General features: G+C 34.1%; 33 protein-coding genes and 2 tRNA genes. 14 read left to right on the top strand and 21 right to left on the bottom strand.

Features of this window, described 5'->3' with window-relative positions; translation table 11 throughout:
* Positions 1-45: 45 nt before the first annotated feature.
* Complete coding sequence (locus K5783_RS06550; RefSeq protein WP_297473166.1) at positions 46-1560, top strand: 4-hydroxyphenylacetate 3-hydroxylase N-terminal domain-containing protein; 1515 nt, start codon at positions 46-48, stop codon at positions 1558-1560.
* 9 nt (positions 1561-1569) lie between these two features.
* On the opposite strand, the gene K5783_RS06545 is transcribed toward K5783_RS06550, so the two are convergent.
* The 3 genes from K5783_RS06545 to K5783_RS06535 form a co-directional block, all read right to left on the bottom strand.
* Positions 1570-2418, bottom strand: coding sequence for a CFI-box-CTERM domain-containing protein (locus K5783_RS06545; RefSeq protein WP_297473165.1), 849 nt, complete (start codon positions 2416-2418; stop codon positions 1570-1572).
* Positions 2419-2590: 172 nt separating this feature from the next.
* The gene (locus K5783_RS06540) at positions 2591-3334 is read right to left on the bottom strand and encodes a signal peptidase I (RefSeq protein ID WP_297473163.1); all 744 of its coding nucleotides are present in this window, start codon (positions 3332-3334) and stop codon (positions 2591-2593) included.
* A gap of 39 nt (positions 3335-3373) precedes the next feature.
* Positions 3374-4099, bottom strand: coding sequence for a zinc-ribbon domain-containing protein (locus K5783_RS06535; protein WP_297473160.1), 726 nt, complete (start codon positions 4097-4099; stop codon positions 3374-3376).
* Positions 4100-4214: 115 nt separating this feature from the next.
* Between K5783_RS06535 and trxA (K5783_RS06530) the strand changes: the two genes are divergently transcribed.
* The gene (trxA, locus tag K5783_RS06530) at positions 4215-4541 is read left to right on the top strand and encodes a thioredoxin (RefSeq protein ID WP_008297771.1); all 327 of its coding nucleotides are present in this window, start codon (positions 4215-4217) and stop codon (positions 4539-4541) included.
* 65 nt (positions 4542-4606) lie between these two features.
* Positions 4607-5137 (top strand): zinc-ribbon domain-containing protein, encoded by a 531-nt coding sequence (locus K5783_RS06525; protein ID WP_297473157.1) that lies wholly within the window; start codon positions 4607-4609, stop codon positions 5135-5137.
* 25 nt (positions 5138-5162) lie between these two features.
* Here K5783_RS06525 and K5783_RS06520 read toward each other — a convergent pair whose 3' ends face one another.
* A complete protein-coding gene (locus K5783_RS06520; protein WP_109877695.1) occupies positions 5163-5519 on the bottom strand; it encodes a zinc ribbon domain-containing protein in 357 nt (118 codons plus the stop codon).
* Between the two features lie 98 nt (positions 5520-5617).
* Between K5783_RS06520 and K5783_RS06515 the strand changes: the two genes are divergently transcribed.
* Complete coding sequence (locus K5783_RS06515; RefSeq protein WP_297473155.1) at positions 5618-6259, top strand: hypothetical protein; 642 nt, start codon at positions 5618-5620, stop codon at positions 6257-6259.
* Between the two features lie 11 nt (positions 6260-6270).
* On the opposite strand, the gene K5783_RS06510 is transcribed toward K5783_RS06515, so the two are convergent.
* A tRNA-Ala gene (locus tag K5783_RS06510) sits at positions 6271-6345 on the bottom strand.
* 76 nt (positions 6346-6421) lie between these two features.
* Here K5783_RS06510 and K5783_RS06505 point away from each other — a divergent pair.
* From K5783_RS06505 to K5783_RS06490, 4 genes are all read left to right on the top strand, one after another.
* On the top strand, positions 6422-7813 hold the full coding sequence (locus K5783_RS06505) for an amidohydrolase family protein (protein WP_297473153.1): 1392 nt from the start codon (positions 6422-6424) through the stop codon (positions 7811-7813).
* Positions 7814-7874: 61 nt separating this feature from the next.
* Positions 7875-8744 (top strand): hypothetical protein, encoded by an 870-nt coding sequence (locus K5783_RS06500; RefSeq protein WP_297473151.1) that lies wholly within the window; start codon positions 7875-7877, stop codon positions 8742-8744.
* Between the two features lie 61 nt (positions 8745-8805).
* Positions 8806-9456, top strand: coding sequence for a protein-L-isoaspartate(D-aspartate) O-methyltransferase (locus tag K5783_RS06495; RefSeq protein ID WP_297473150.1), 651 nt, complete (start codon positions 8806-8808; stop codon positions 9454-9456).
* Positions 9457-9689: 233 nt separating this feature from the next.
* On the top strand, positions 9690-10178 hold the full coding sequence (locus K5783_RS06490) for an Hsp20/alpha crystallin family protein (protein ID WP_297473148.1): 489 nt from the start codon (positions 9690-9692) through the stop codon (positions 10176-10178).
* A 20-nt stretch (positions 10179-10198) separates the two neighbouring features.
* On the opposite strand, the gene K5783_RS06485 is transcribed toward K5783_RS06490, so the two are convergent.
* From K5783_RS06485 to K5783_RS06450, 8 genes are all read right to left on the bottom strand, one after another.
* Complete coding sequence (locus tag K5783_RS06485; protein ID WP_109877681.1) at positions 10199-10405, bottom strand: hypothetical protein; 207 nt, start codon at positions 10403-10405, stop codon at positions 10199-10201.
* A gap of 117 nt (positions 10406-10522) precedes the next feature.
* A complete protein-coding gene (rpiA, locus tag K5783_RS06480) occupies positions 10523-11197 on the bottom strand; it encodes a ribose-5-phosphate isomerase RpiA (protein ID WP_297473146.1) in 675 nt (224 codons plus the stop codon).
* Entirely contained in the window at positions 11198-12151 is a 954-nt protein-coding gene (locus K5783_RS06475) for a hypothetical protein (RefSeq protein WP_297473144.1), read from the bottom strand.
* Positions 12152-12319, bottom strand: coding sequence for a 50S ribosomal protein L37e (locus tag K5783_RS06470; protein WP_014964369.1), 168 nt, complete (start codon positions 12317-12319; stop codon positions 12152-12154). It abuts the gene before it with no gap.
* Positions 12320-12329: 10 nt separating this feature from the next.
* Entirely contained in the window at positions 12330-12566 is a 237-nt protein-coding gene (locus K5783_RS06465) for an LSm family protein (protein WP_109877678.1), read from the bottom strand.
* 58 nt (positions 12567-12624) lie between these two features.
* Complete coding sequence (locus K5783_RS06460) at positions 12625-13347, bottom strand: creatininase family protein (RefSeq protein WP_297473140.1); 723 nt, start codon at positions 13345-13347, stop codon at positions 12625-12627.
* Between the two features lie 5 nt (positions 13348-13352).
* A complete protein-coding gene (locus tag K5783_RS06455) occupies positions 13353-14195 on the bottom strand; it encodes a formyltetrahydrofolate deformylase (RefSeq protein WP_366939172.1) in 843 nt (280 codons plus the stop codon).
* A 52-nt stretch (positions 14196-14247) separates the two neighbouring features.
* Positions 14248-14335 (bottom strand) — tRNA-Leu (locus K5783_RS06450).
* Positions 14336-14382: 47 nt separating this feature from the next.
* Between K5783_RS06450 and glmM the strand changes: the two genes are divergently transcribed.
* The 6 genes from glmM (at position 14383) to infB (ending at position 18793) form a co-directional block, all read left to right on the top strand.
* Positions 14383-15732 carry a phosphoglucosamine mutase gene (gene glmM / locus K5783_RS06445; protein ID WP_297473137.1) on the top strand — a complete coding sequence of 450 codons (1350 nt, stop codon included), beginning with the start codon at positions 14383-14385 and terminating at the stop codon, positions 15730-15732.
* Positions 15733-15794: 62 nt separating this feature from the next.
* On the top strand, positions 15795-16181 hold the full coding sequence (gene rpl7ae, locus K5783_RS06440) for a 50S ribosomal protein L7Ae (protein ID WP_109877675.1): 387 nt from the start codon (positions 15795-15797) through the stop codon (positions 16179-16181).
* Positions 16178-16390, top strand: a complete 213-nt coding sequence (locus K5783_RS06435; protein WP_109877674.1) for a 30S ribosomal protein S28e — start codon at positions 16178-16180, stop codon at positions 16388-16390. The genes rpl7ae and K5783_RS06435 overlap by 4 nt, the downstream gene beginning before the upstream one ends.
* A gap of 10 nt (positions 16391-16400) precedes the next feature.
* Positions 16401-16601 (top strand): 50S ribosomal protein L24e, encoded by a 201-nt coding sequence (locus K5783_RS06430; RefSeq protein WP_109877673.1) that lies wholly within the window; start codon positions 16401-16403, stop codon positions 16599-16601.
* A 2-nt stretch (positions 16602-16603) separates the two neighbouring features.
* Positions 16604-17005 carry a nucleoside-diphosphate kinase gene (ndk, locus tag K5783_RS06425; protein ID WP_179371956.1) on the top strand — a complete coding sequence of 134 codons (402 nt, stop codon included), beginning with the start codon at positions 16604-16606 and terminating at the stop codon, positions 17003-17005.
* A 6-nt stretch (positions 17006-17011) separates the two neighbouring features.
* The gene (gene infB / locus K5783_RS06420; RefSeq protein ID WP_297473134.1) at positions 17012-18793 is read left to right on the top strand and encodes a translation initiation factor IF-2; all 1782 of its coding nucleotides are present in this window, start codon (positions 17012-17014) and stop codon (positions 18791-18793) included.
* A 31-nt stretch (positions 18794-18824) separates the two neighbouring features.
* Here infB and trxA (K5783_RS06415) read toward each other — a convergent pair whose 3' ends face one another.
* The 8 genes from trxA (K5783_RS06415) to K5783_RS06380 form a co-directional block, all read right to left on the bottom strand.
* A complete protein-coding gene (gene trxA, locus K5783_RS06415) occupies positions 18825-19226 on the bottom strand; it encodes a thioredoxin (protein ID WP_297473132.1) in 402 nt (133 codons plus the stop codon).
* A 432-nt stretch (positions 19227-19658) separates the two neighbouring features.
* Positions 19659-22262, bottom strand: coding sequence for a fibronectin type III domain-containing protein (locus K5783_RS06410; protein ID WP_297473130.1), 2604 nt, complete (start codon positions 22260-22262; stop codon positions 19659-19661).
* 93 nt (positions 22263-22355) lie between these two features.
* Positions 22356-23990, bottom strand: a complete 1635-nt coding sequence (locus tag K5783_RS06405; RefSeq protein WP_297473127.1) for an Ig domain-containing protein — start codon at positions 23988-23990, stop codon at positions 22356-22358.
* A gap of 79 nt (positions 23991-24069) precedes the next feature.
* Complete coding sequence (locus tag K5783_RS06400) at positions 24070-24486, bottom strand: archease (protein ID WP_297473125.1); 417 nt, start codon at positions 24484-24486, stop codon at positions 24070-24072.
* A gap of 71 nt (positions 24487-24557) precedes the next feature.
* On the bottom strand, positions 24558-25118 hold the full coding sequence (locus tag K5783_RS06395; protein ID WP_297473124.1) for an HD domain-containing protein: 561 nt from the start codon (positions 25116-25118) through the stop codon (positions 24558-24560).
* Between the two features lie 241 nt (positions 25119-25359).
* On the bottom strand, positions 25360-25491 hold the full coding sequence (locus K5783_RS06390) for a hypothetical protein (protein ID WP_263970059.1): 132 nt from the start codon (positions 25489-25491) through the stop codon (positions 25360-25362).
* A gap of 151 nt (positions 25492-25642) precedes the next feature.
* Positions 25643-25777: a hypothetical protein gene (locus K5783_RS06385; RefSeq protein ID WP_278974863.1), complete on the bottom strand. Its 135-nt coding sequence runs from the start codon at positions 25775-25777 to the stop codon at positions 25643-25645.
* Positions 25778-25907: 130 nt separating this feature from the next.
* The gene (locus tag K5783_RS06380; protein WP_297473119.1) at positions 25908-26078 is read right to left on the bottom strand and encodes a hypothetical protein; all 171 of its coding nucleotides are present in this window, start codon (positions 26076-26078) and stop codon (positions 25908-25910) included.
* Positions 26079-26153: the final 75 nt, after the last annotated feature.

Genomic DNA, 26153 nt, shown 5'->3' with positions numbered 1-26153 from the left:
ATATTTATACAACATAGAACTGAATAATCTTAGATGGCAAACGTATTGAAGACTATTAGAACAGGCGATGATTATATTGAAAGTCTTAGAGGCCGTGATCTCAAAATTTACCTTTTTGGAGAACTAGTAAAAGAACCAGTAGACCATCCCATGATTAGGCCATCAATTAATGCAGTTGCAGAAACTTATGATCTTGCAGTACGTGAAGAAGAATTGGCATCTGCTAATTCATCTCTTACTGGATTGAGAGTTAACAGATTTTTGCACATTGCAGAAAGTGCACAAGATTTAGTTTTACAAAATAAAATGCAAAGAAAACTTGGACAAAACACTGGAACATGTTTCCAAAGATGCGTTGGAATGGATGCATTGAATTCTTTACACTCTACTACATTTGAAATTGATGAAAAACACGGAACAAATTATCATAAAAGATTTTTAGAATTTGTAAAGATGGTTCAAAAAGAAAATCTTGTAATCGGTGGTGCTATGACTGATCCTAAAGGTGATAGAAGCAAAGGACCTGCAGAACAAGATGATCCTGATCTATTTACAAGAATTGTGGATAGTGATGAAAAAGGAGTTTATGTGTCTGGTGCAAAAGCACACCAAACTGGTTGTATTAACTCACACTGGATTATTTTGATGCCGACAATTAGATTGACAGAAAATGATAAAGATTGGGCAATTGTGGGTGCAATTCCGGCAGACGCAAAAGGAGTTACTTACATCTATGGTCGACAATCTTGTGACACTAGAAGTATGGAAGAAGGTGATATTGATGATGGTAACGCAAAATTTGGTGGACAAGAAGCATTAATCATTTTAGATAGAGTCTTTATTCCATGGGATAAAGTTTTCATGAATGGAGAATTTGAATTTGCATCCATGCTTATAGAGCGTTTTACTTGTTATCATAGACGTAGTTATGTCTGTAAAACAGGACTTGGCGATGTACTAATTGGTGCTGCAGCCACAATTGCAGATTATAATGGAGTTCCAAAGGTATCTCATATCAAAGACAAAATAATTGAGATGACTCATCTAAATGAGACAATCTTTGCTGCCGGAATTGCATCTTCTCATCAAGGATATAAGATGAAATCTGGCGTTTATCTTAATGACGATATGCTTGCACAAGTTTGTAAACATAATGTTACTCGATTCCCATACGAAATTAGTAGACTTGCACAAGATATTGCAGGTGGATTGGTAGTTACTCTTCCATCTGAAAAAGACTTTAGACATCCAGAAGCAGGACCACTACTCAAGAAATACCTAGCAGGAAGAAAAGGTGTTGATGTTGAAAATAGAATGAGAATACTTAGATTAATTGAAAATATGACTCTTGGTCGAAATGCAGTTGGATATCTTACCGAATCCATGCATGGTGCGGGTTCTCCTCAAGCACAAAGAATCCAAATTCAAAGACAGATGCAAATAGGATACAAAAAGAATCTTGCAAAGAATTTGGCAGGGATTAAAAATGACGTTGAAGAACCACATGAACCATCTGAATACTTTAAGCGAGTCTTCAAAACTAAAGACTCTGTCCTTTAGAAAATTATTTTAAATCTGATTTTTTCTTTTTTGAAATCCATAAAACAATAAGGCTGGTGCTACAAAATACATTCCTATGTTCATCAAAATCACGCCTATCCCATATCCCAAGACCTCTGATTCAGACTCAGCATGTGATAAAATAACTAGTGATGATAGCAATGGAGTGATTCCAATCTTTACTGCTTCTCTAAACACTGGATTCTCTCTTTCCATGTCTGCAATTATTGGTGAGAATGAATAGTAGAGTTGGTTGAATCCTGCCATAAATGATGCGCCTGAGTGGGTATTCATCAATTGATTGTCTCGAATTTCTCTGAGTAGTTGAACTTGTGGCGCTAATTCAGTTCCATATGTTGCAGTTGCAATAAGACAACCGCCACCTTCGGAATTCACCTCTTCAATTTGTGGCGATTCAATAATTATTTCATTTGATTTTAATTCTATGTTTGATTCTTTTAGTTCTTTTTGCTGTTGCTCCTTTTTTTGTTGCTCTATCTCTTGTGGGATCTCTTTCACATTTACAGGATTTGTATCTACAATTCCCTCTTTAGACTCTTCAACACTTTCTTGGATTTCTAAATTGTAATACATTCTACTCTGTTCGATTAATTTTTGATATCTATCATGTTCGGAATATGTCCATAAATCATCATTGTAAAGATTTCCACATAATCTTGATTCAATTGAATGTTTGTGATGTTCAAAAAAATCTTTTCCCATAATCTTGTATAATTGATAATTTTCTTCACACCACTCTATTCCATTTTTTGTCAATCCTGCTGTATCACGAAAAGGAGTCTGTGCAAATGCTGAACCAAATAAAAGTAATACTGAAAAAACAGCTAGATATTTCAATGAGCAATTTTTTTTGTGCTAATTCATAAATGATTCTACTCTTGAAACTGATAATTTCTGAGGATCCTTTTTTAGTAAATTTTACGTAATAATATCACCAAGCAGACAGGACGATCTATTGCTTTTCAAAGGCATATGTGAACCTGTTTGCCTGATTTCTAACAGATCTTTTCTATTCTCTGTCTTTCTTTTTTTCAACTGAATCCTCAATGGATTCATCTATGTCTTTCATTTCTTTTTCTACATCTTCCATTTCTTCTAAATATTCAGAATCTTCCAATTTTTCTACATCTTTGGATTTTTCCATGTGTTTAGAATACTCCGAATCTTTTTCCATTTTGTCAATGTCTGATAATTCTTCAATGGTATCTGTTTTTTTTGAATCTAACGGATCAGTAAATGTAAGCTCTTTTTCACTTTTTTTCTTTGCCATCTGTTTTACAACCATTATTCCAATTACAACTGCAATTATGACATAGTTAATTGGTGGTTTTAGTAATTGTGTCACATACCCTACTTGTGGAATTGTATGTGCAACTTTTCCTATGTATTCTTCTTCAGTAATTGGAAAATCTGTACCTGGAATGGATGCAGGATTTGCATCACCTTTAGTTCTAACTGTTTTAGGATCATCATCAATTATTGATGCAACTCTATGAACAATGACTCGATTGTGATCAGATGGCCGATTAAACACAATGATGTCACCTACTTCGATGTCTTCAAATGGTTCGTGTCCTTGTACGATTAACACATCATATACTTGTAAAACTGGAATCATACTTCCGCTTGCAACCACATAAAATGGATTTTGTGTTCCAAATGCAACTTGAAGCCCTATCCAAATAACTAAAACTCCAACGCCTACAATGATGATATCTTTGATGATGCCTTTTGAGATGGATCTTTTTGCCAATTCCATTATCCCCTTAGCATCATTGATTACATTTACTAACTAGATCTTTGTTCCACATTCTTCACAAAACTTAGACCCTTCTTTGTTGCCAAATCCACAATTAGAACACTTTCCAGGCTGTGATTTCTCTTCTGCATTTCCTAATAAAATAATCTCGCCAACTTTTTTGATATTGCTCCATGGAATGCTTCCTTCAGTACCATCATTTTTTGTAATTACTAGAACCATTGATTGTGTAGAGTCAATTCCCACCTGCTTTGCATTGCCAATCTTATTTGCATTTTCATCATATACTCCTCTTCCTTCAATCGAGCTAACTGAAGTTGTTGGACCTGGCTGCGTTACTGTTTCTTGTGGGGTTTGAATTGTTGGTTCTGCAACTTGTTGTGGAGTGTTTTGAATAGATGGCTCAATTGGTTTTGCAACTCCAACTTCACCTGATTCATCCTGCTTTCTAAATTCTCTATATTCTGCAATTGATGCATTACATGCATTGCAAATGTATTGTCCTTTTTCATATAGAACAAGATTTTCTGCAACTTCTTCGTTAGGATTTTCAAATTCTATTTTTGGAGAACCTTCAAATTCTTTTTCACAAGTATTGCAAAAATGTTTAGTAATTCTTTCAGCTTCTAATCTTCCGATTGGAGCTAAAAACAGATCAGGACCGCCTAGATTGCCTTTCATCTGTTGTTCATCTGTAACTGTGGCCATAACATAGCCTCCAGAACCTCGTAATTTCTTTAATCTTTGTTCTGAACTCATATCTGGATTTTACCAAAACGTCATTTAAGTATATATGAAATTTTATTGTACAACAAAAAATATGGTGTTAATTCTGGTGAACATTTTTAGGTACGTTTGACCCACCAACATTACAATGGGAATTACTCAAATTTCAGATGCAAAATCATGGGAAGTCGATGTGATAAACTCTGACATTCCTGTATTTGTAGACTTTTGGGCCGAATGGTGTGGTCCATGTAGAATGGTAGGTCCAGTAGTTGAAGAATTGGCTAATGACTATGATGGCAAGGTTAAATTTGTCAAGGTTAATGTTGATGAGGCCAATGAATTGGCATCTAAATACAATGTCTTTAGTATTCCAACCTTAATCCTCCTTAACAAAGGTGAAATAGTAAGCCAACAAGTAGGTGCAGCTTCTAAAGAATCATACAAAAATATGATTGATAGAGCACTTGCATAAACTCAAACACGTTTTCCTCTTTTTTGATCCTAAAGTAATTAATATTCCAAAAATGAAGTGAGAATATGTCATTTGGTGAAGTCGATACGCTAAACATGCTGTTTGATAAACTGCAGAGTCTGTTTGATGAATCACAGGGCTATTACGAATCATTTCTAGACACAAACAACATGTACAAAAAAGGACAACTCAGCGACAAAGAATTCTTCCAAAAATTAGGTGATTATACTGTTGCATATTCTGCATTAGAATTTCTTGCAATCAAAGTAATATTTGAAATGAAAAAATCAATGGGTTCAGGTTCTGGAACTACCCAGTCTCCCGGTTTGATGCCTGGTATGGGAAATCCTGGTATGATGGCAGGAGGAATGGGAGTGCCACCAAGAGCAGGAACTGCACAAAACCCAGTAGGTGGTGGTCCACCAGGAATTGTTTCTGCACAAGAGGCGTTTGGAGATGTTGGAACCTTGCCTTCACCTGATCCATCTTTAATGCCAAGACGAACTGCCCCTCATAGTGAGAATGGATGTTCTTCATGTGGTGCTGATCTAAGACCAAATGCAAAGTTTTGCACAAAGTGTGGAACTAAAGCATAAAACTAGTCAAAAAATTATTTTCTGTTTATTGTGTTGTACCGCACTCTGGACAGAACTTTGCCGTAGCAGATAAACTGGTACCGCATTCTGAACAAAACTTTCCATCTGTTTTTACTTCTTTGTACGCATTTCCAACACTTGCTGAACTTCTAACTGCACCAGATGGTTCGTATTTATCATCATCAATAAGTACTGGTTGAAAATCTTGTTCAGTCAAATATGTCATCATTCTTGGAATTCCCTTTCCTTCGTTTTTTGGATCTGGTACTGAATCGCCTAACCAAAATGCAAATCTCATTAGAGTTAGTTCTGGAGTGGAAAATGCCAAAGTGTGTTTTGACATGTAATCCTGTGCAGCTTTTTTGCCGTCAAAAACTTCCATGATAATTATATTTTTTATTTATGTATAATAGTTTCTGGAATATACTTTATTAGAAATGTTTTAACCGAATGAGTCTCTATTGTATCTGGGTTAGGGTTATGGGCAAAGGTGACTTTAAAGAAAAGCTAATTGTGATCGGATTCCTTTTAGGAGTATTTTTGCCTCTAAGGTTGATTTTTGTAGAATATGTTTCTGATCAATGGATAGGTAATTTTGGACTTGTTTCTGGGTTGGGTATTGTTTTACTGATTTTAATTAAAAAAGGAAAACTGGGAAGAATTGGGACTATTTTTGAAAAACAGATGAAAAAAACAATTTTTGGAAAGACTGGCAAATTTGTAATTGGGATGTCTGTTCTATCTTTATTGTATTTTGGTAGTACAATGTTTTTCATGGAAAGAGGGGAATCTGTTTTTTCTGAGGACAAGGCTCTATTTTATGATGCAATTGTTTTAAAAAATGACTTTGAACAAATAACTCCAAATAATCTAAAAAATATTAAAATAATTTATGATTCTGATAACCGAATTTATTCTACATTTGATTATACATTTTCAATTACATATGCTATAATGAATGAGTTTTCGGGAGGATGGCTAGAGCATTTGTATTTTATTTTACTAGTAGAACAAGTAGAGATCTTAGGAATATTTCTCTATTATCGTATCTTTGCAAAACCAATAATTTCAATGCCTGCTAATTTAGTAGGTAATACAAACCTTAGTTCGCGAGGAATTTAATTCTAAAGTAATGGTGGACCGGGAGAGAATCGAACCCTCGACATCCTCGTTGCGAACGAGGCATTATACCCCTAAATCACCGGCCCAACGTAATACCTCTTTGAGCTGTACTTTTATTCATTTTCTCAACGCATAATAGACTGCAAAGAATAATGTTTTCAGATGACGTATGATACTGTGATTACAGACACTCACATTATTTTGCCTCAGGGAATGATTGACAAAAACATCGTAATTGATGAAGGAAAAATTATTGGATTCACTCATGATACTCCTGCATGTGATAAAAAAATTAATGGCAACGGATTGATTTCAATTCCAGGTCCGATTGATCCCCATGTTCATTATGGTGTTTACTCCCCAATTAACGAAGCCGCAAAAACTGAGTCTCATGCAGCAGCTATAGGTGGAATAACAACCATGATGAGAATGCTCCGACTGGGAGATCCGTTCAGCAAGTCATTGCAAGCACAGCTTGATGCTGCATCTAAAAATCACTATGTCGATTATGCAATTCATGCTTCAATTTTTACACAGGAACAAATCAATGAGATGAATTTGTGTGTAAATAAAGGAATCACGTCTTTTAAAATTTACATGAATCTTGGAGGTGAAATTGGTCATGTATACATGGATATGTTGCCAGATTCTACGCATCTAGTTGAATCTGAGGTAAATGTCACAGATAAAATCGTTGAACAAACAGTAAAGACTGCTGCATCACTTGGTTGTCCCGTATTAGTTCATGCTGAAGATTATGAATCATGTGGATGTGGAATTAAAACTGCAAAAGAGAAAAAACAAGATGGATTGCATGCCTGGTCTGAGAGTCGCTCTCCTGAATATGAGGCAAAAGCAATCAAAACTGTGTCAAAATTTGGACGAGATTATGATTGCGTGATTTACTTTGTTCATATTGGATCTGAGCGAGCATTAGCACAAATTGAAGAAGAGAGAAAACTAGGAACTAAAATTTATGTTGAAACATGTCCTCATTATCTTACATTATCTTATGAAAAACAAAATGGGTATCTTGCAAAAGTTATGCCTCCAATACGAACCGAAAAAGATTCCAAAGCGGTTTGGAATGCATTGTCAAAGAATTTCATAAATACAATTGGCACTGATCATGTGGCAAATCGACTCAAACTAAAACTAGGTGGAACTGATGTATGGGGTGCACTTGCAGGGTTTCCCGGAATTGGAACGTCTCTTCCAATATTACTTAATGATGGAGTTAATCAAAACAAAATAACTCTAGAACAATTTGTAAAATTCACTAGTCAAAACGCTGCTCAAATATTTGGAATGTATCCGCAAAAAGGAACCCTGGAGAAAAATTCTGATGCAGACATAACCATGATTGATTTGAAAAAAGAAAAAAAAGTAACTTCAGATTTGTTTGGTGGATTCTCTGATTATATTGTATATGAGGGAAGAAATCTAAAAGGATGGCCTGTAAAGACAATTGTTAGGGGAGAAATTATTGCAGAAAACTTTGAGGTTATTGGAAAGATTGGTCATGGAAAACTAGTTGAGCGAAAAATTGGTTAAATTTTTAACATTTGTGATTTTATGCGATTGCTTTTTATGAATATGTCTCTAAATCTTTCTGTTGAATTTCAAATTTCTTTTTGTTCTTTTGATTGTTTTTAGCATTTCTGTAATTTTTGAAAATTCTTTTGCCCAGCAAAACATGTCGCCACATCATCAATGGAAAAAATATGCAGATCCTGACTCTGTTTTATGCAAATCTGGATATCTTCTGATACAAAAAAATGATGGTATTCCTTCATGTGTTATGCCATCTACGTACCTTAAACTAATAGATCGAGGATATGGCAACTATGATTCATCAATAATGAGCAAACGTCCAGACATGATGAATCAACTAATGCAAAACATGGTAACAAATGAAAAGCTAATGTATCATTGGCATGAGATGATGCAGAAGAATCCTAGTATTCTGATGCATACCATGAGTGATTGGGTTTCTCAAATGAAGGAAGAACCTGAATTGATGAAAAATATGTTGGGTCCGATGACAAGTGAGCCGCAATTGCGTGAAAAAATGATTGAATCTATGAAGAATCACCCTAAAATGGAAAATTCTCTAAAAATGCATTCAGAATGGATGGATTCAGTTCATCATGAAATGATGAATTCTGGAATGCATAGTACATGTTCGTGGTGTCCGAATTATCAAATGCATGCTAGTTCTCATTCAATGGGGTTTGAAAATTCAGATAGAATGATGGATGTGATTCATGCGATATGGGTGAATTCTGGGATGAGCTATGACATGCATAATCTGATGATTCAAAACCCAACTCACTTGGCTCATATGTCACACCAACTAATGGATCCTATGCTTGATGCAATAATGGATGATGAAGATTTACGCCAGCAAATGATAAAATTAATGTTGGAGAATCCTGAGTTTATGAATTCTATACGACATGAAAATCCTGAAACCAATCACTGAATTTTAAATTAATTTGGAATTTACAGAGTGTTTTAATTGCTAAAAATGCAAATTAATCTAGTTGGAAAAAAGATATCAAATCGCATTAAATGATTTAATAAATTATTTAAAAAATTCAAGATTTCTTAACGATAAAAATATGGAAAATGCATTTAGAAAAATTCCTAGACATGAATTTGTTCTAGAATCAGATCTAGATTATGCGTATTACAATGAACCACTACTCATAATGAAAAACCAAACGATTTCTCAGCCAGCAGTAGTTTCTAGAATGACTGAATGGTTAGATGTTAGAGAAGGACAAAAAATTCTTGAAATAGGCACTGGTTCTGGATGGCAAACTGCTATTTTATCATATATGGTAGGGAAAGGAACTGTCTATTCTGTTGAAATTAAACCAGAACTAGTAAAGTTTGCAAGAAAAAATCTAGACAAACTTGGAATTAAAAACGTCAATGTAATCTCAAGTGACGGAAGTATTGGCTATCCTCAAGCATCTCCATATGATAGAATAATTATTACTGCTGCATGTTCTGAAATTCCGCTTCCATTAATTGATCAATTAGCAGAAAATGGATTAATTATTGCACCCGTAGGTGATTCTATGCAATCTTTAATCTTGTTACAAAAGACATCACAAGGAATTGTCGAAATTAAAAATCAATCAAACTATGTTTTTGTTCCACTATTGGGAAAGTTTGGCAAAAAATAGATGTTCTAAAATAACCTCTCATTCTGCTAATATGTTTGATGAGATTGTGTACAGAGTATATGTTAAATTTTCAATATTCATAATTTTACTAAAATGTTTCCCCTCTGGAAATCTCTCTCATGATAGTCGTGAATTTGGCATTTTTAATGGAGTTTGGTTCTTATCAGCGGATATTAATTTCCATATTTGAGAATCAAATTCACACATTAAGTATGTCCAAAAAAACATAATACATGGTTTCTAAAAATACACCAAAGAAATCTTCACATGGAATTTCCCCATGGCATTCTAGTTGGGAAGAACTGGACAAAACCTTTGAAAATTTTAGGAGGGATCTTGAAAAATCATTTTCATCATTTCCTTCGATTTCAATGCCTAGATTCCCACATATGCAAGAGACTTCATGTGATGTAATTGATGAGGGAAAACAACTCAGAGTAAAGATGAATGTTCCAGGAGTTCAGAAAAAAGACATCAAGCTAAATGTGACAGATAATTCCTTAGAAGTATCTGCTGAACACAAAGAAGAATCAGAAGAAAAGAAAAAGAACTATCTGAGAAAGGAACGTAGTCAAGTCTCCTATTATAGAACATTGCCACTTTCAGAAAAAGTAGTTTCTGGACAAGCAAAGGCAAAACTCACAGATGGGGTGTTGGATATAGTCTTACCCAAATCAACACCAACTAAAGTACAGGCCAAAAAATCAGTGTCTGTACAATAATTTTTTCTATTTTTCAAAAATCATTTTGATTCAATGAAAATTACGTCAACTAGATCATTATTGCTTCTTTTTGTAACAGTATCTCTATTTGCATTATGAAAATTTTGCAGATGGGCTTTTCTTGTTTTAATTTTGTATTGTCTACACAATCTGCAAAAATATGTGATTTGTCTTTCTGATTTTGGTTTTGATTGTAACTCATCTGGCTGAAAAGTTGCAATTTGCATTGTCGAGATTAACCTTTTTTTGATATTTTAATGTTGTCATATTTATGACATATTGTAACTTATTAGAATTATCCTTTGTTTGACAATGAAATTCTTACAAATTTGAATTATCTCTTTCTATAGTATGTCAAATTTACCGCCCGTTTTGGCTCTGTAAATAATGTCTGGTTTTCTCAGGAAAATTCCTGACTCTAAAACTCCTGTGGTTTGCTTGATTTTCTGAGTGATAACTTTGGGATTCTTTATTGTTCCAAAATCACAATCCAAAATGATATTTCCATTTTCTGTAAAGAATGGATATCCTCTGTCAAGCGAACGTAATTGTGCTTTTCCTCCTAGTTTTTGAATTGATGATGTCACTGAATTTCTTGCAAGTGGATGAACTTCTACTGGAACAGATCTTGTAAAGTTTTTTACAAATTTTGTACTATCTGCCATGACAATTACTTTTTTTGCAAGGCTAAACAAAATATTTTCTCGTAGTAGTGCACCGCCTCCTCCCTTGATAACATATTTTTGAGAATCAATTTGATCTGCACCATCAAAAACAACATCAATGTGGCTCACCTGATCAGCTTCTACAAGTGGAATGCCAACTTTTTCTGCAACCAATTTGATTTGCAAAGATGTAGGAATTCCTCTAATATTGTAATTTTTTATTCTGATTAGTTTTCCAAGTGATTTTACAAGTGTAGTAGCTGCTCTGCCACTTCCCAATCCAATGATGTAATTGTCTCTAACTAACTTTAATGCATCATTTGACAATGCCGCAATGGCATCATCGTAAGACAATCACTCTACCTCTGCTTGATCAAGCTTTGATAATACTCTCATGATGTTTCCTTTGATTTTATCTAAATCATCTGTATCATCATCAAAGTCATCATCTAGTGTTGTAGTCTTTGGTTTTTCTGGTTCTGGTAATGCTTTATGCTCGGTAATTTTTGCTACTTCTTTGTTGATATCTGGTTTAGTTTCAAAGTTTACTTCTGGTTTTGGAGTAACTGATTGAATAATCTCAATTTTATCCTCAACTTTTGGTTTTGGTTGAATAATTTCTTCAACTATCTCTTCTTTTGGTTTGATTAGTTCTGTTTGCATCACTCTTGGCTGTGGCATTGGTTTTACGACTTGTTTTTCTTCTTTTTCAAAGAGTGGAAACTTTGGTTCTTTTCTTGAAATGTTTGTTAATGTAGTTAACTCAAATGATTGTCTTGATTTTGTTGCAGGAATCTCAATTGGTTTTGTCTCTGTTTTCTTTGGAACTTCAAAGTTGAATGTATTTTTGAATGATTTTGAAATGTCTTGTTTTGATTCTTTTACTATGCTTTCTGTTTCAGCTTTTGAACTGATGATCTTTGATGATAATTCATAAAGTCTATCATCTAGTTTTGATAATTTTTGATCCATCAAAGTAATCAAACCATCTCCCACTGGACCCAAGTCTGGGTGTTTGCTTGCTTGTTCTAGTTTTTCTAGCTTCGCTAGAACAATTCCTAATTGATGCTGGTATTTCAGTAAAAGTTTGTCTTTTTGAATTTTAGAAAATTCAGTATCTGCTTGATACAATCGTGATATTGTTTTAGTGAGAATATCTTTTTCTATCTTTAGAGAATTAATCTGACTTTTGATATGTGAGCTTGCACCAAGACTAAGTAATTGGTTTTTATCTCGAGGCATTTTTCGTACTGCAGCAGCAGTAGCAACGCCTGCTAATGAACTAAGAATTAATACAATTTCTTGCATCTATGTATACCATTTAATCCAGGAATACTTTCTGCGTTTAGCCTCTGGGAATCCACAACTTGCGCATTCATGATGACGTTTATGAAGTGAGTTTTTACCACATCGTCTACATCTGATGTGAACTTTTTTCTTTGTAAAACCACCCATAGAAGTTGTGCCTTTAGTCATCTCAAATCACCTAATGTTGTGCTGGTGGAGGAGATATCATAACGACATTGTCTCCTCTAACTACAATGCTTCCAAGGCTTTTAGAATCGCCCTCAGTAGGAATTTCCTCTGAAGAATCGAGTAGCAGGTTCATGTGTTGGTCAAAACCCAGAAGCATGCCTCTGATGGTTTTATTTCCTTTGAGTTTTATCAATACAACTTGATTGATACTCTCATCCAATACTTTTACTGCCATATCAACGGACATCTATAATCACTTATTGACTTGGATATTGAGGCGTTATATTAAATTTCCATTGGTGAAACTATGAGCTATGCCCAGTAAGGCAAGTTTGACACCTTTTTGATAGATTATTGATGATTTCGTCTAAAATTCTCTGTCCATCTTTCTTTGTTGCCTTTGTTGGATCACCCCAAATCCCATTTTTGGTAGCTTTTGGAAATGATTCATTTGCTAATTTCCCTAGTTTTTGGATTTGCTGCTTTGTCATTTTATCTGTGGTTAGTCCTTTTTTAGCTAATTTCATTTTGACATTTTTTGAGATTGCAAGCATTAGGGATGTTTCCACAAATCCTGCATGATCAAATTCTCTATTCATAAAATGCCAATAAGATAATGGAAAAACTTTAAGCTTGTTTTTTGAGAGTTTCTTTAGTCTGATATCTATATTCTTTATTGGCTTTAGATTTCCATGATGTCCATTAATAATGAAAACAGTATTGATTCTGTTTGATAATAATGATATACACAAATCAGAAAGAACTGCTCGTAAAGTAGATTCTCTAATACTCAGATTAAAAAATGGTGCATGTTCAAATGATACTCCAAAGGTTATAGTTGGAAGGAGAAGATATCTGTTTTTTTCTGATATTCTTTTTGCAACTTCAGTTACGATATCTGTGTCAGTTGATATTGGCAAGTGTGGTCCGTGTTGCTCAATTGAGCCCACTGGAATTATTGCAACTTGTTTGTTCTTTGAAATTAATTTTCTAAGATCTGGATCTAACTGTGATTTGATGTCTGTCATTTAATTCACTTGGATTTGATGTGAACCTTTCTCCAACGTACTTCAAGTTTGTTTTCTAGATGCATCTTCATTGCTTTGAGCAGTGTGTCTGCTTCCAATTTTTGCCCCTTTGTTTTTATTTGTTCTAATGTGTCATTAGGATCTACTTTGAAGGAATCTTGGAATATGATTGGCCCCTGATCCAAGTTTTCAGTTACGTAATGTGAAGTTACGCCTACAATTTTTGTGCCTCTCTCAAATGCTTGCGCGTATGCTAGGGCACCGGGAAATGCGGGTAGCAGAGATGGATGGATGTTAATTATTCTATTTGGATATCTCCAAACAAAGTTGGGACTAAGAATTCGCATGTATCTTGCAAGTGCAATTAAATCTACATCATATTTTTTGCATATCTGAATAATTTTCTCCTCGGCTTTTTCTTGATTATTTTCTTCTACTGTGACAAATGGAATCTTGGCCTTTTTTGCAAGTGATTCCAATGTATTTTCTGTACCTATTATTACGGATATTTTTCCTTTAAGGGATTTTGTATTTTTAAGAATTGTTTCAAGACACAATGGCTCTTTTGTTACAAACACTGCAATATTTTTCTCTGAGTTTGTTTCATGATGAGTACTAACATCCATCTTTTCTTTTTTAGCCAAATTTTGAATCTCTGAATCAAATTTCTTTACATCAAGTGATTTTGAAAATGATACCTCTAGATACATTCCAAAAAGACCTTTGATTACATTTTGATTTACTTTCTCAATGTTTCCGCCTTTTGAAAATGCAAAATTAGTAAATGATGCAACAATTCCCTCTCTATCTTTTCCTACTATTGTAATTCCTACTACTGTCTTTTTCATGACTTTGTTTGGTGAAGATTTTCTCATTATTAATCATTCACAGAAATTAAAATGGTGCGGGAGGTGGGATTTGAACCCACGAACTCCTAAGAGATAGGGTCCTAAGCCCTACGCCTTTGACCAGGCTGGGCGACTCCCGCAACGACTTTGCCATTAAACACAAATTTATCTATTATTGAATAGTGACATGGCAAAATTTTTTGGAACTAATGGAATTCGTGGAGTGTTTTCTGACGATTTCACTTTAGAATTTGTTCATGATATGACTTTGGCCATTGGAACTTACTTTGAGTGTGGACCTGTGTTAATTGGATATGATGGAAGAGAATCAAGTCCAATTGTTTGCAAGGTTGTAAGTGCTGCTCTTAATTCAATTGGAATTGATTGTAACGTTGCAGGAATTATTCCAACACCTTGTCTTGAATTTGCAGTAAAGACTTTGGGATATTCTGGTGGAATCATGATCACTGCATCTCATAATCCTCCTCAATACAATGGAATTAAACCTGCTGCAAAAGATGGAGTGGAAATTTCAAGAGAAGATGAATTAATAATTGAAAATATCTACATGAACAAAAACTGGATTACAAATCCTTCAAAATGGGGCACTACAGGAATAGAAAATAGAACTATTGATACCTATATCGATGGAATTTTTTCCCACATTGATTCTACATTGATAGAATCAAAAAAATTTAGAGTTGTTTTAGATTTAGGAAATGGTGCACAAGCAGTATCTGCACCTACTTTTTGCAAAAAACTACAATGTGAAACATTTCTTGTAAATGAAAACATAGATGGCAATTTTCCAGGTCGTGGATCAGAACCAACACCGGAAAATCTTTCACTGCTTTCACAAACTGTAATTGAAAATAACGCTGACGTAGGTATAGCATTTGATGGTGATGGTGATAGAAGTATATTCTGTGATAACAAGGGAAACATTCTGACTGGTGATAAATCTGCACTTTTACTTACTCAACATATCTTAAAGAAGAATCCAAACTCACTAGTCGTAACTTGTTTGAATTCAGGATCTAACATTGAAAAAATAACTGAGAAATTTAATTCAAAAGTTATTCGAACTAAAGTCGGAAGTGTAGAAGTATCAAGGAAGATGGTTCCAATTGATGCATTAATTGGGTTTGAAGAAAATGGTGGATTCATGTATGGAAAACATAACCAAGTAAGAGATGGCTGTATGACGTTAGGACTAATGCTTGATCTTCTGGCTACATCTGGAAAAACATTGTCTGATGAGATTTCTCTTTTACCTCCCTCTTTTACTACCAAGGACAAAGTACCGTGCCCTTCTGAAAAAGTTTCAGGATTAATTTCCTCTCTTAAAGAAGAGTTTCCAAATTCTGATCTTACAGATGGAATTAAAATTACTATAGATCCAAAAAATTGGGTAATGATTAGACCAAGTGGTACGGAACCGATAGTTAGAATCTATGCAGAAGCTGAAAGTCAAGAAAAACTAGACTCTTTGATGTCCGAATACCTCAAAAAAGTCAAGACAACCATTTCCCGATAACACTTTTAAAACCATTCCAACGTTTTGAGAGAATGGAGAATGAACCCTAAGGGTGACGAAGTATGGGAAAATCATATTATGTTAAATTTGAAACGCCAGAAGACCTCGTAAATCCAATCTTAGAGGCCGTTAGAGTAGCATCTACCAGCGGTAAAGTAAAGAAAGGAACCAATGAGGCCACAAAGGCAATAGAACGTGGTACTAGCAAACTAATTGTTATCGCTGAAGATGTAGAACCACCAGAGGTTGTAGCACATCTTCCAATTCTATGTGAGGAACAAGGGGCAGCATATGCATTTGTACCAAGTAAACAAGAATTAGGCAAGTCTTTGGGTATTGATATTACTTCTGCCGCTGCAGCAATTTTGGATGCTGGTGATGCACAACACATTGTAGACCAAGTTGTATCATCAATTGCTAAAATTAAAGGTGGAAAGACTGATCAATGAGCTCTACAACTGAAGAAGTAGTTCAAGCTGAAATTATTCAAATTGTTGGACGAACTGGTATTGCTGGTGAAGTTATTCAAGTCAGAGTTAAAGTTCTTACTGGTAAAGATAAAGGTAGAATTCTTACAAGAAACGTCAAAGGTTCTGTTAGGGTAAGCGAAATTCTAATGCTACGAGAAACCGAGAGAGAAGCAAAGAAAATCAAATAGGTGATAAGATATGAGTCTTTTAGTTAAACCATGCAATTTCTGTGACAGACCTGTAGCCAAAGGCTCTGGTACGATGCTTGCAAAAAATGATGGAACTGTTCTTTGGTTTTGCTCTTCAAAATGCAAAAAGAATATGCTAGACCTAAAACGTGATCCAAGAAAACTAAAGTGGACAAAGAAATACGTCAAAGGCGGAATTAGAAAGAAATAGAATTGACTGAACAATCATTATTCATTGTAAAACCTGATGCAGTAGCTAGAAATCTAGTTGGTGAAGTCATATCACGATTTGAAAGGAAGGGGTTCAAATTATTGAAATTGAAGATGTTTACATTTACTCAACAACAAGCAGAGAATTTTTACGGTGTACACAAAGATAAACCCTTTTTTGGTGAACTTACATCGTTTATCACATCAGGACCTGTTGTTGCAGCAATAATTGAAGGAAATAATGCAATTGCAACTACTAGAATTATGATTGGCGCAACAAAATCATTTGAAGCAGAACCTGGCTCAATTAGAGGAGACTTTGGATTAGGATTTAGTGAAAACATCATTCACGCATCAGATTCACAAGAAAGTTTTGATCACGAATCGAGGGTAGCATTTGAGTGATCTGATTTGCAAATTCGTCAGCCCATAGTGGCAGTTCTTGGTCACGTAGACTCTGGAAAAACATCTCTTTTAGATAGAATTCGTGGTACTGGGGTTCAAGGTAGAGAAGCAGGAGGTATCACTCAACATATTGGTGCAAGCTTTCTTCCATCTGAAACAATCAAAGAAACTTGTGGTATACTATACAAAAAACTTGAACAGGCAGAACATAAGGTTCCTGGAATTTTAGTGATTGACACTCCTGGACACGAAGTTTTTACAAATCTTCGTTCACGTGGGGGCTCTGCCGCTGATATAGCAATTCTAGTAGTTGATGTGAATCGCGGATTTCAACCACAAACTAATGAAAGTTTGAAAATTTTACAGAGCAGAAAAGTTCCTTTTGTTGTTGCACTAAACAAATGTGATCAAATTTCTGGATGGAGGAAATCTGAAACAAAATTCATCTCACAAGCAATCAAAGAACAAGATGCTTCAATTCAAACTGATCTTGATCAAAAAATCTATGATGTTGTCGGAACTTTGTCAATTCTTGGGTATCAATCAGAGGCATTTTATCGTGTCAAGGACTTTAGATCTGAAATTGCAATAGTTCCAATCTCTGCTCGCTCTGGTGTAGGAATTCCTGAATTACTAAGTGTTTTAGTAGGATTGACCCAACAATATCTTCAGAAGAGACTCAATCAGGAAGAAAAAGAACCACGCGGTATTGTTTTAGAAGTTAATGATGAAGTGGGATTGGGTCAAACTGCAAATATCATTTTAATTGATGGCACAATTAAAAAAGAAAACAGCATTGTAGTTGCAAAAAGAGATTCGGTAATTGTCACAAAACCCAAAGCAATACTTTTGCCAAAACCCCTTGATGAGATGCGAGATCCTCGAGATAAATTCAAACCAGTTTCACAAGTAGATGCAGCAGCAGGACTAAAAATAGCGTCACCTGATCTTGAAGGTGTACTTCCTGGAAGTACTCTTTATGTTGCAACAAATGATGCTGAGATTGAAAAATACACCAAGCTCATCGAAGCTGAAATGAAATCTGTGTTCATTGATACTGAAACTAATGGAATAATCCTCAAATGTGATACAATAGGCTCACTTGAGGCTATAGTTGAGATGCTAAGACGCTCACAAGTTCCTATTGCAAAGGCCGACATTGGACCTGTAAATAGACGTGATATTATGGAAGCAAAGGCAATCAAAGAAAACGATCGACATCTTGGAATTGTTTTGGCATTTAATGTTAAAATTTTGCCAGATGCAAAAGATGAGTCAGAAGATAGTCATATTAAGATATTTGAAGACAAAGTTATCTACAGTTTGATTGATACCTACAACGCATGGGTTGAAGAAGATACTGCAAATGAAGAAGATGCAATGTTTGCAGAACTAACTCCTATTGCTAAATTCACTTTTCTTAAAGGAATGATATTTAGAAATAACAATCCTGCGGTGTTTGGGGTTCGTGTAGATGTTGGAACTTTAAAACATAAAATCCCATTTATGAATATGTCTGGACGCAAAGTTGGAACTATTCATCAATTACAACTTGACAAAAAAACAGTATCATCAGCAAAAGCAGGTGATGAGGTTGCATGCTCTGTAAATGACGTTACAATAGGAAGGCAAATCTTTGAAGAAGAGATATTTTACACATTTCCTCCCTCCCCTGATGCAAAAAAATTACTTACCAAGTATATGCATAAACTAAGTCCTGAAGAGCAAGAAGTTCTGAATGATATTGTTAGAATTCAGAGAGAAAAAGAACCAATATACGGTTATTAGATTAAATTTTAAAAATAAAAATTTCTGATTTTTAGTCTGAATGTTTTTTACAGATCATGTGAATTCCAGGAGCTCCTACTGCGCCCATCATTTTGTCCACTACTTTACCAGATCTGAACATGATAAATGTTGGAATAGATTGAACTCCATACCTCATTGAAATATTTTGATTTTGATCAACATTTACTCTGGCAAACTTTATGTTTGGATATTTTTTTGAGAGGCTTTCAAATACTGGGTGCATAGATTTACACGGACCACACCATTCTGCCCAAAAATCTACTAATGTTGGATTTTCAGCAGATATTATTTGGTCAAAATTGGAACCATTCAAATCAATTATTCCAGGCTCAATTTTAGGCTGATTTTTCTGGTTAAGCATCTCTGCTAATTTTTTTTGCATAATTTTTTGAATTTCTGGGTCTTCAGACAATGATTACAAGAAAAAACTTCTACTAAAAAATCTAACCTCGTTATTAATCACAAATTAACACTAGAAAAACAATTCGTCTATCATGCATTAAAAAAATTATTCACTTATGAAACTATCAAAAATTACAACATTGAATTTGAGAATGGATACTGATTTTTATTCACTATATTTTTCCATGGATGACTCTTTACGTGATTCAGAAATCTAGTCAGATTGAATCTTAAACTATTTCTATAAATCAATCATCATCTGTTTTAATGGGAATAGATTCGAATCTTCGTGATTTGCATATTGGACACTGATCTATGTATTTTGTAAAGCTTACAGAAGTGTATGCAATCCCACAGTCTCCACAAATTCTAAGATTTCGACTCAACTTCCCCATACTGATGCTGAATAAGCATTATGATTAAAACTTAACTTTTATGAAAATTACCAAAATTGCCACCATGGCTTTACAGATGGTTTAACAACAATGGTACAAACACCTTCAATCAACTTTGTTCCAGGACCGCATATGCCAAATTTTTTCTCTACAACTTTTGGTTCCTCCAATCCTACTGCTTGATAAATTGACTCATACTCTGCAAAATTATCATCAAACCATTTTTTGTAGCTTGCCTCATTGTTGTATCTGTCAACATAACTTTGTGGATCTTTTGTTTCATCAACAAATGAAGCTGGAATCTCTAATTCTTTAGGTTCAGGCTCTGGTTCAGGTTCTGGTGTGGGTTGTGAATTCCCAATAACGCCATTTACAGTTATTGTGATTGTTTCTCTATCTACGAGTCCGTCTTTTTTTGTTACCACGTCAAATGTGTAGGTTTTTCCAGCATCAGATGCGGATGGAATCCATGAAAACATGCCTGTATTTGATATGATTTTTGCACCTGCAGGTGGATTTTTCTCTAAACTAAATACCACATCTTTGACTGAATTATCTAAAAGCCTGACTGTAAATGATAGGAGTTTTCCTTCATCGATTGAAAGTTTTCCTATTGGACTAATCTGCACATTTGTTGATTTTGGTGTTGCAGAAAATTCATTTGATGGTTCACTAATTCCCACATTGTTAATTGCTGATACTCTGTAGGTATACTTTGTATTTGTAACTAGATTTGTATGTGAATATGTTCTAGTTGTACTTTCAGTATCTTCAACTAGTGTTGTGTATGAATTACTGTCTTTTTTTACTTCAATTTTATAACCTGTAATTGGAGTTTTTCCATTCTCTACTGGTGGACTCCAAGATAAATTGATTTGAGTTGAAGAAACAACAGATGCTGTTAATTTTATTGGCGGTGTAGAAACAGTCATTTGTACTGCAGTAGATGTAACTGGTTCTTCTGATGTATCTGTAGAATCTTCTCTAGGAGTGGCAGATGCGGCGTTTGATTCTTCTGTTGATCCAAATCCAATCTTTGCACTTACTGCAAATGAATATGTCTTGTCAATTGCTAAATTACTAACAATAAACGTTCTAGTGTTAGCATCTGTGTCTCCTATATTGTCATAAACGCCCGGAATAATCTCTCGTTTAATTTCATATCCATTAATTTTTTGTCCAAAAGTTTCTGATGGTGGTGACCATGAAAGCTTTATTTGACTAGGTGAAATAGCAGTTGCCGTTAATGCTGCAGGAGCTGTGGTGTGTTCTGGTTTTACAGAAACAATTGATGATGAATCACTTGTTCCCTCTGAATTGATAGCATACACTCTATAAAAATAAACATTCTTTGAATCAAGTCCTTGATGAATAAATGATGTAGAAGTGCTAGCAGTATTTGCAGTAATTATCATAAAATCTTCTGAGCCAATTTTGTACTCAATTTTATATCCTGTTATTTCAGGCACGTTTTCATCAATTACGGGTTCATCCCACGAAATTATTACTGAAGTTGGTGATATTGGAAATGCTTTGAGATTACTTGGTTTTTCTGGAATTAATGCAATTGGTTCTGGATTTACATTAAATGCCTGAATTCTATTATTGTCAGAATCTGCAACAAACAGTAATTCATTTGTTGGATCTAGTGTTATTCCTAATGGAGCGTCAAAATTTCCATTACCTGTTCCTAAAGTACCAAACTCGTCTACAAAACATACGCCGTCTACTATTTCTTCTGTTCCACTAGGACATGTTGTACCGTCAATTATTTCAAATATCTGAATTCTATTGTTGTCTGTATCTGCAACATATAACAAATTATTGGTTGAGTCAAATGCTAGCCCTGATGGATCATCAAATTCTCCATTGTCGTCACCTGAAGAACCAAACTCGTCTACAAAACATACGCCGTCTACTATTTCTTCTGTTCCACTAGGACATGTTGTACCGTCAACTAGCTCAAAGATTACAATTCTGTCATTTCCTGAGTCTGTAACATACAACATTTCCTCCGAGTTGTCAATTACCATGTATGTTGGATTTTGAAAATCATCATTTCCATCAAATGAGTCAAACTTGAACAGAAAATCACCTGTAGAATCAAAAACAGAAACTGAATCTCTTTCAATATCTGAAACTAGAATATTCTTTGTTGATTCTTGTATTGCAATTCCTTTAGCTGATCCTAGGTATTCATCAATACCACTATCTGATGATCCAAATTTTGATTGGAACTCTCCATCATCATCAAATATCTGAATTCTTGAATTATCTGAATCCACAACAAAAAATTTTCCTAATGCATCTCTGGCAATACTGATTGGATCATTAAATTGACCATCTCCTATTTCATTTGCTCCATCTGCATTGTTATCACAATTCTGAATTACCGTAATATCACAAAATGAGCCATAAATAAAATCATCATCTCCATCATCTTCAAAGACATTGATTCTGCTGTTCTTGTTATCTATTACATAGATATTTTTTCCATTTTTATCCATTACAAGATCAGTTGGAGTATCAAGTTCGTCATTATCTGAACCTAATGTACCAAACTTGAAAGCAAATTCTGGTTCTGCATGTGCTATTTGGATAGATGCTATACAAAGCACAAACAATAAACTGAAAATTATTTTTCTCTTCAAGTTGTAATTTCCTTGAATACAAATTTAATAAACTGAATAATTAATTTCACTACTCATTTGATCAATTGAGATTTACAATATTTCCAGATTTTTCTAAATTTTGATGTATTTTCTAGATTTTAAAATCACTATGACTGGTGCTACAAAATACATTCCTATGTTCATCAAAATCACGCCTATCCCATATCCCAAGACCTCTGATTCAGACTCAGCATGTGATAAAATAACTAGTGATGATAGCAATGGAGTGATTCCAATCTTTACTGCTTCTCTAAACACTGGATTCTCTCTTTCCATGTCTGCAATTATTGGTGAGAATGAATAGTAGATTTGGTTGAATCCTGCCATAAATGATGCGCCTGAGTGTGTATTCATCAATTGATTGTCTCGAATTTCTCTGAGTAGTTGAACTTGTGGTGCTAATTCAGTCCCATATGTTGCAGTTGCAATAAGACAACCGCCACCTTCGGAATTGTCTATAATGACACACATCCCATCAATCAACTCTGTTCCTTCACCACATTCGCCAAATTCAGATTCTTCAACTACTGGCTCTTCAATTTCAGGCTCTTGAACTCCAACTGCATCATAAATTGTAATGTCAGGATATGTTTTATCAAACCATTTTTTGTAAGTATCTTCTCTGTTGTATCTGTCAATGTAATACTGAGGATCCAGATTTGGATCGACAAATGCTGCTAATTCTTTTGGTTCCTCCAATCCTACTGCTTGATAAATTGACTCATACTCTGCAAAATTATCATCAAACCATTTTTTGTAGCTTGCCTCATTGTTGTATCTGTCAACATAACTTTGTGGATCTTTTGTTTCATCAACAAATGAAGCCGGCACTTGCAATGGTTCCTCCAATCCTACTGCTTGATAAATTGACTCATACTCTGCAAAATTATCATCAAACCATTTTTTGTAGCTTGCCTCATTGTTGTATCTGTCAACATAACTTTGTGGATCTTTTGTTTCATCAACAAATGAAGCTGGAATCTCTAATTCTTTAGGTTCAGGCTCTGGTTCAGGTGTTGTTTGTTTTGGTTTAGGCTTTGGTTCTTCATATGCTTTCTTGACTGTAATTGTAATCTTCTCCCTGTCTTCCTGATTTCCTTTATTTACAACAATATCGAAAGTATAAAAAACATCTTGTATATTTCCTTGCGATTTTGTTGGAGTCCAAACAAAATGACCTGAATTTGGATCAATTGTAGCTCCAGTTGGTTCATTCTCTAAACTAAATATTGCATCACTAATTGAACTATCAGTAAGACTTGCAGTAAATGAAACAGTTTTCTCTACTTCAACTGATTTATCTGCAATTGTATTTAGTTGTAACACAAAGTCTGGAACTTCAAATAGTTTTTTCCCATCAAACTCTAGTTTTATTGTAAAACCTTCTTCTTCTTTTTGATTATCAACAAATGCCGTTGCGTTGTAGATTCCTTCACTACTAAAGAAATTTGGAACTGGTCTTGGAATAGCGGTAAATTCTCCCTGATCAGGAGAAGGATCAGACAGCATTCCTTTGAAGTTTCCACCAGCATCACGAATTATGATAAAAATTGTCTCTTTTCCATCTTGAGTTCCAATTAATTTGAAGCTCTCATCAGTTGTGTAAAATCCTTTTTCCAATGACATTGATGTTACATTTGCGTATGCTGGAGACATTACAAGTACAAATAATGATAATACAAGAAATCCTGTTAATTTAATGAGCACAATAATGCTTATTCCGAGTTTATTTTTAAAAAACACGTATAATTTCTTCTTGCTTTATGCAAAGAAATCTTCACCAAACTTACAAATCAAGCAGGAATCTCATGTAAACTTGACCGTTTGTTCTAATTTCCATGTCATAAAATGTTGGAGCCTTAATCTCTACTTTGAAATTGTGCTTGTGAACATCAAGTGGTTCTCCAAATGCCGTTGCGCTAATTTTATATCCATTATTTTCCTGAATGTCAAATTCAATCCTTCTAATAGCAAATCCTTCGGTAATTATAAGAAATGGTATCTCTTCAAGCCAACTGAAAAGAAGATAGCGTAAATCTTTTCCATTGGCAGAGAATTCTTTTTTATCTTTTTCTTCAACTTTGTCTTGATCAAGTGTGAGATTAATTTCTGCATCTGCTGCTACTGCAAATGCTTCTTTGATATCTTTTGCAGTGACTTCAATAATTGCATCAGTTGCATGATCTAAAAACTTGTAACTCAATTGTATTTTTTGGAAACTTTCTGATTATTAATCTAGTCTATTTTGAATCTCTGTTGAGAGAGAACTATGATTTATCTTAATTCTGGTTGGAAAGAAACAGATTTCAGTCCATATCTCTTTAGGATTTGATTGATTGTTTCTAGTAATGTTGTAATCTTGGGATAGTTGCTATTTGTCAAATCCGTTTTGATTATTGTTAGATAATGTCTTTTTTGTTTTGCTTGACGGATTTTTTGAGATTTTGACGTTTCATAATTTTTTAAATCACTCAAGTTTGCAGAAATATCACAGAGTTTGATTAATTTTGCGTCAAATGATGCTTCTCTGAGTTGTATGCTGTATTCTTTCTCTTTTTTCTTTCTTGGCAGTGTTTTATTTTTACTTAATGATGATACAATTACTGCTATTCTGTTTCCAAATTGCTCATACAAATCATCAAAATTTGTATCCGTCTCTTCAATAATGTCATGAAGCCATCCTGCACTAAGAATCTCTTGATCTATTACACCCAAACTTTTGAGTCTGTTAACAACATCGTCTAGATGTTTTGAATATGGCGTGTTGCTATCTTTTCTATATTGTCCAGAATGTTTTGCTTTCGCAAACAATTCGGCACTTTTAACTAATTCCAAACCTTTTTCCTCTATTGTAAAATTTGAATTATTCCTTATTCTAGTTTAGTACTATTGTACTTTTTCAGTCATTTCGATAATTCTTGATGAATATAGAAAATTGTCAAAAAGGAGACAGCTGATTGTTCGACAAACGGTAATTCCTAAAATTGGATGGTTTGTACAATGCATATACATAGAGGACAATATGTTTTTGCTCTGTCTTGACATTCTCTTTGATAATATTTCTATAATTCAAGAATCATTCTAAGGGAAAATCAATTTTACATATTGTGCATTTGCCTCTTTGACCTTTGTATCGTTCCTCAAAATATTCAATAATCTCAGCGCTGCATACCAAACAGGTTATTTCTTCATCGTCTTGTTCTTCCACAATATGATGTACATTTCATTACTTTTATCCATATTCGTACAAATATTCACAAATACTTCAATATGTTTAGCATTCTTGATTTTTTTAACATTGGTAGAAAAAATGAATGAATTCTGAAAAATTAAGTCACTAAACAGTAAAATCTAAAATATCAAGTTACTTTGACATCTATTATCTTTTCAAACAAGTCGTCAAACTTTTTTAATTCGTCTTTTGTAAATTCTCTTTCTTGTTTAATTGCAGTCTTTAACATGTCTACCATTAGGTGAAATTCTTTTTGTTCCATTACTCCCCTAGCATACAAAAATATTTTGAGTATAAATCCTTTATTTTGTTATTTTCCATTTTATGGATCACAATTATTCAAAATAAAGATCGACAAAATTTATTCATTTTACAAATTTTAACTCGAATAATCAAGTGATCCCAATTTCCAAAAAATATTTTTTAAAAGATCGATCATAATCCAAAATATTTTTTAATTTTCTGAAACTTGCTAGTTTTTCAAATTCACATAATCCTGCATTTTCCTGATCTGAAATAGGGTTTTTAGTTGGCACTGCAAAATGAATAATGTGGTTTGCCATATTATAAAATCAACACATGCTCAATAATTCTAATTAACACATCATCTCAAGTTGTCATCTCAAAGTGACTAGTCT

The organism is Nitrosopumilus sp. (assembly GCF_025699125.1).
Taxonomy (GTDB): domain Archaea; phylum Thermoproteota; class Nitrososphaeria; order Nitrososphaerales; family Nitrosopumilaceae; genus Nitrosopumilus.
Note: the sequence above shows the minus strand (reverse complement) of the source record. Positions and strands in the feature narration are given on the sequence as shown.

What these genes read in the sequence shown, in the direction of transcription:
- K5783_RS06535 (WP_297473160.1), bottom strand. Translation starts at nt 4,099, where the DNA reads ATGAGTTCAGAACAAAGATTAAAGAAATTACGAGGTTCTGGAGGCTAT.
- trxA (WP_008297771.1), top strand. Translation starts at nt 4,215, where the DNA reads ATGGGAATTACTCAAATTTCAGATGCAAAATCATGGGAAGTCGATGTG.
- K5783_RS06525 (WP_297473157.1), top strand. Translation starts at nt 4,607, where the DNA reads ATGTCATTTGGTGAAGTCGATACGCTAAACATGCTGTTTGATAAACTG.
- K5783_RS06520 (WP_109877695.1), bottom strand. Translation starts at nt 5,519, where the DNA reads ATGGAAGTTTTTGACGGCAAAAAAGCTGCACAGGATTACATGTCAAAA.
- K5783_RS06515 (WP_297473155.1), top strand. Translation starts at nt 5,618, where the DNA reads ATGGGCAAAGGTGACTTTAAAGAAAAGCTAATTGTGATCGGATTCCTT.
- K5783_RS06505 (WP_297473153.1), top strand. Translation starts at nt 6,422, where the DNA reads ATGACGTATGATACTGTGATTACAGACACTCACATTATTTTGCCTCAG.
- K5783_RS06490 (WP_297473148.1), top strand. Translation starts at nt 9,690, where the DNA reads ATGGTTTCTAAAAATACACCAAAGAAATCTTCACATGGAATTTCCCCA.
- K5783_RS06485 (WP_109877681.1), bottom strand. Translation starts at nt 10,405, where the DNA reads ATGCAAATTGCAACTTTTCAGCCAGATGAGTTACAATCAAAACCAAAA.
- K5783_RS06475 (WP_297473144.1), bottom strand. Translation starts at nt 12,151, where the DNA reads ATGCAAGAAATTGTATTAATTCTTAGTTCATTAGCAGGCGTTGCTACT.
- K5783_RS06470 (WP_014964369.1), bottom strand. Translation starts at nt 12,319, where the DNA reads ATGACTAAAGGCACAACTTCTATGGGTGGTTTTACAAAGAAAAAAGTT.
- K5783_RS06465 (WP_109877678.1), bottom strand. Translation starts at nt 12,566, where the DNA reads ATGTCCGTTGATATGGCAGTAAAAGTATTGGATGAGAGTATCAATCAA.
- K5783_RS06460 (WP_297473140.1), bottom strand. Translation starts at nt 13,347, where the DNA reads ATGACAGACATCAAATCACAGTTAGATCCAGATCTTAGAAAATTAATT.
- K5783_RS06455 (WP_366939172.1), bottom strand. Translation starts at nt 14,195, where the DNA reads ATGAAAAAGACAGTAGTAGGAATTACAATAGTAGGAAAAGATAGAGAG.
- glmM (WP_297473137.1), top strand. Translation starts at nt 14,383, where the DNA reads ATGGCAAAATTTTTTGGAACTAATGGAATTCGTGGAGTGTTTTCTGAC.
- rpl7ae (WP_109877675.1), top strand. Translation starts at nt 15,795, where the DNA reads ATGGGAAAATCATATTATGTTAAATTTGAAACGCCAGAAGACCTCGTA.
- K5783_RS06435 (WP_109877674.1), top strand. Translation starts at nt 16,178, where the DNA reads ATGAGCTCTACAACTGAAGAAGTAGTTCAAGCTGAAATTATTCAAATT.
- K5783_RS06430 (WP_109877673.1), top strand. Translation starts at nt 16,401, where the DNA reads ATGAGTCTTTTAGTTAAACCATGCAATTTCTGTGACAGACCTGTAGCC.
- K5783_RS06385 (WP_278974863.1), bottom strand. Translation starts at nt 25,777, where the DNA reads ATGGAACAAAAAGAATTTCACCTAATGGTAGACATGTTAAAGACTGCA.
- K5783_RS06380 (WP_297473119.1), bottom strand. Translation starts at nt 26,078, where the DNA reads ATGGCAAACCACATTATTCATTTTGCAGTGCCAACTAAAAACCCTATT.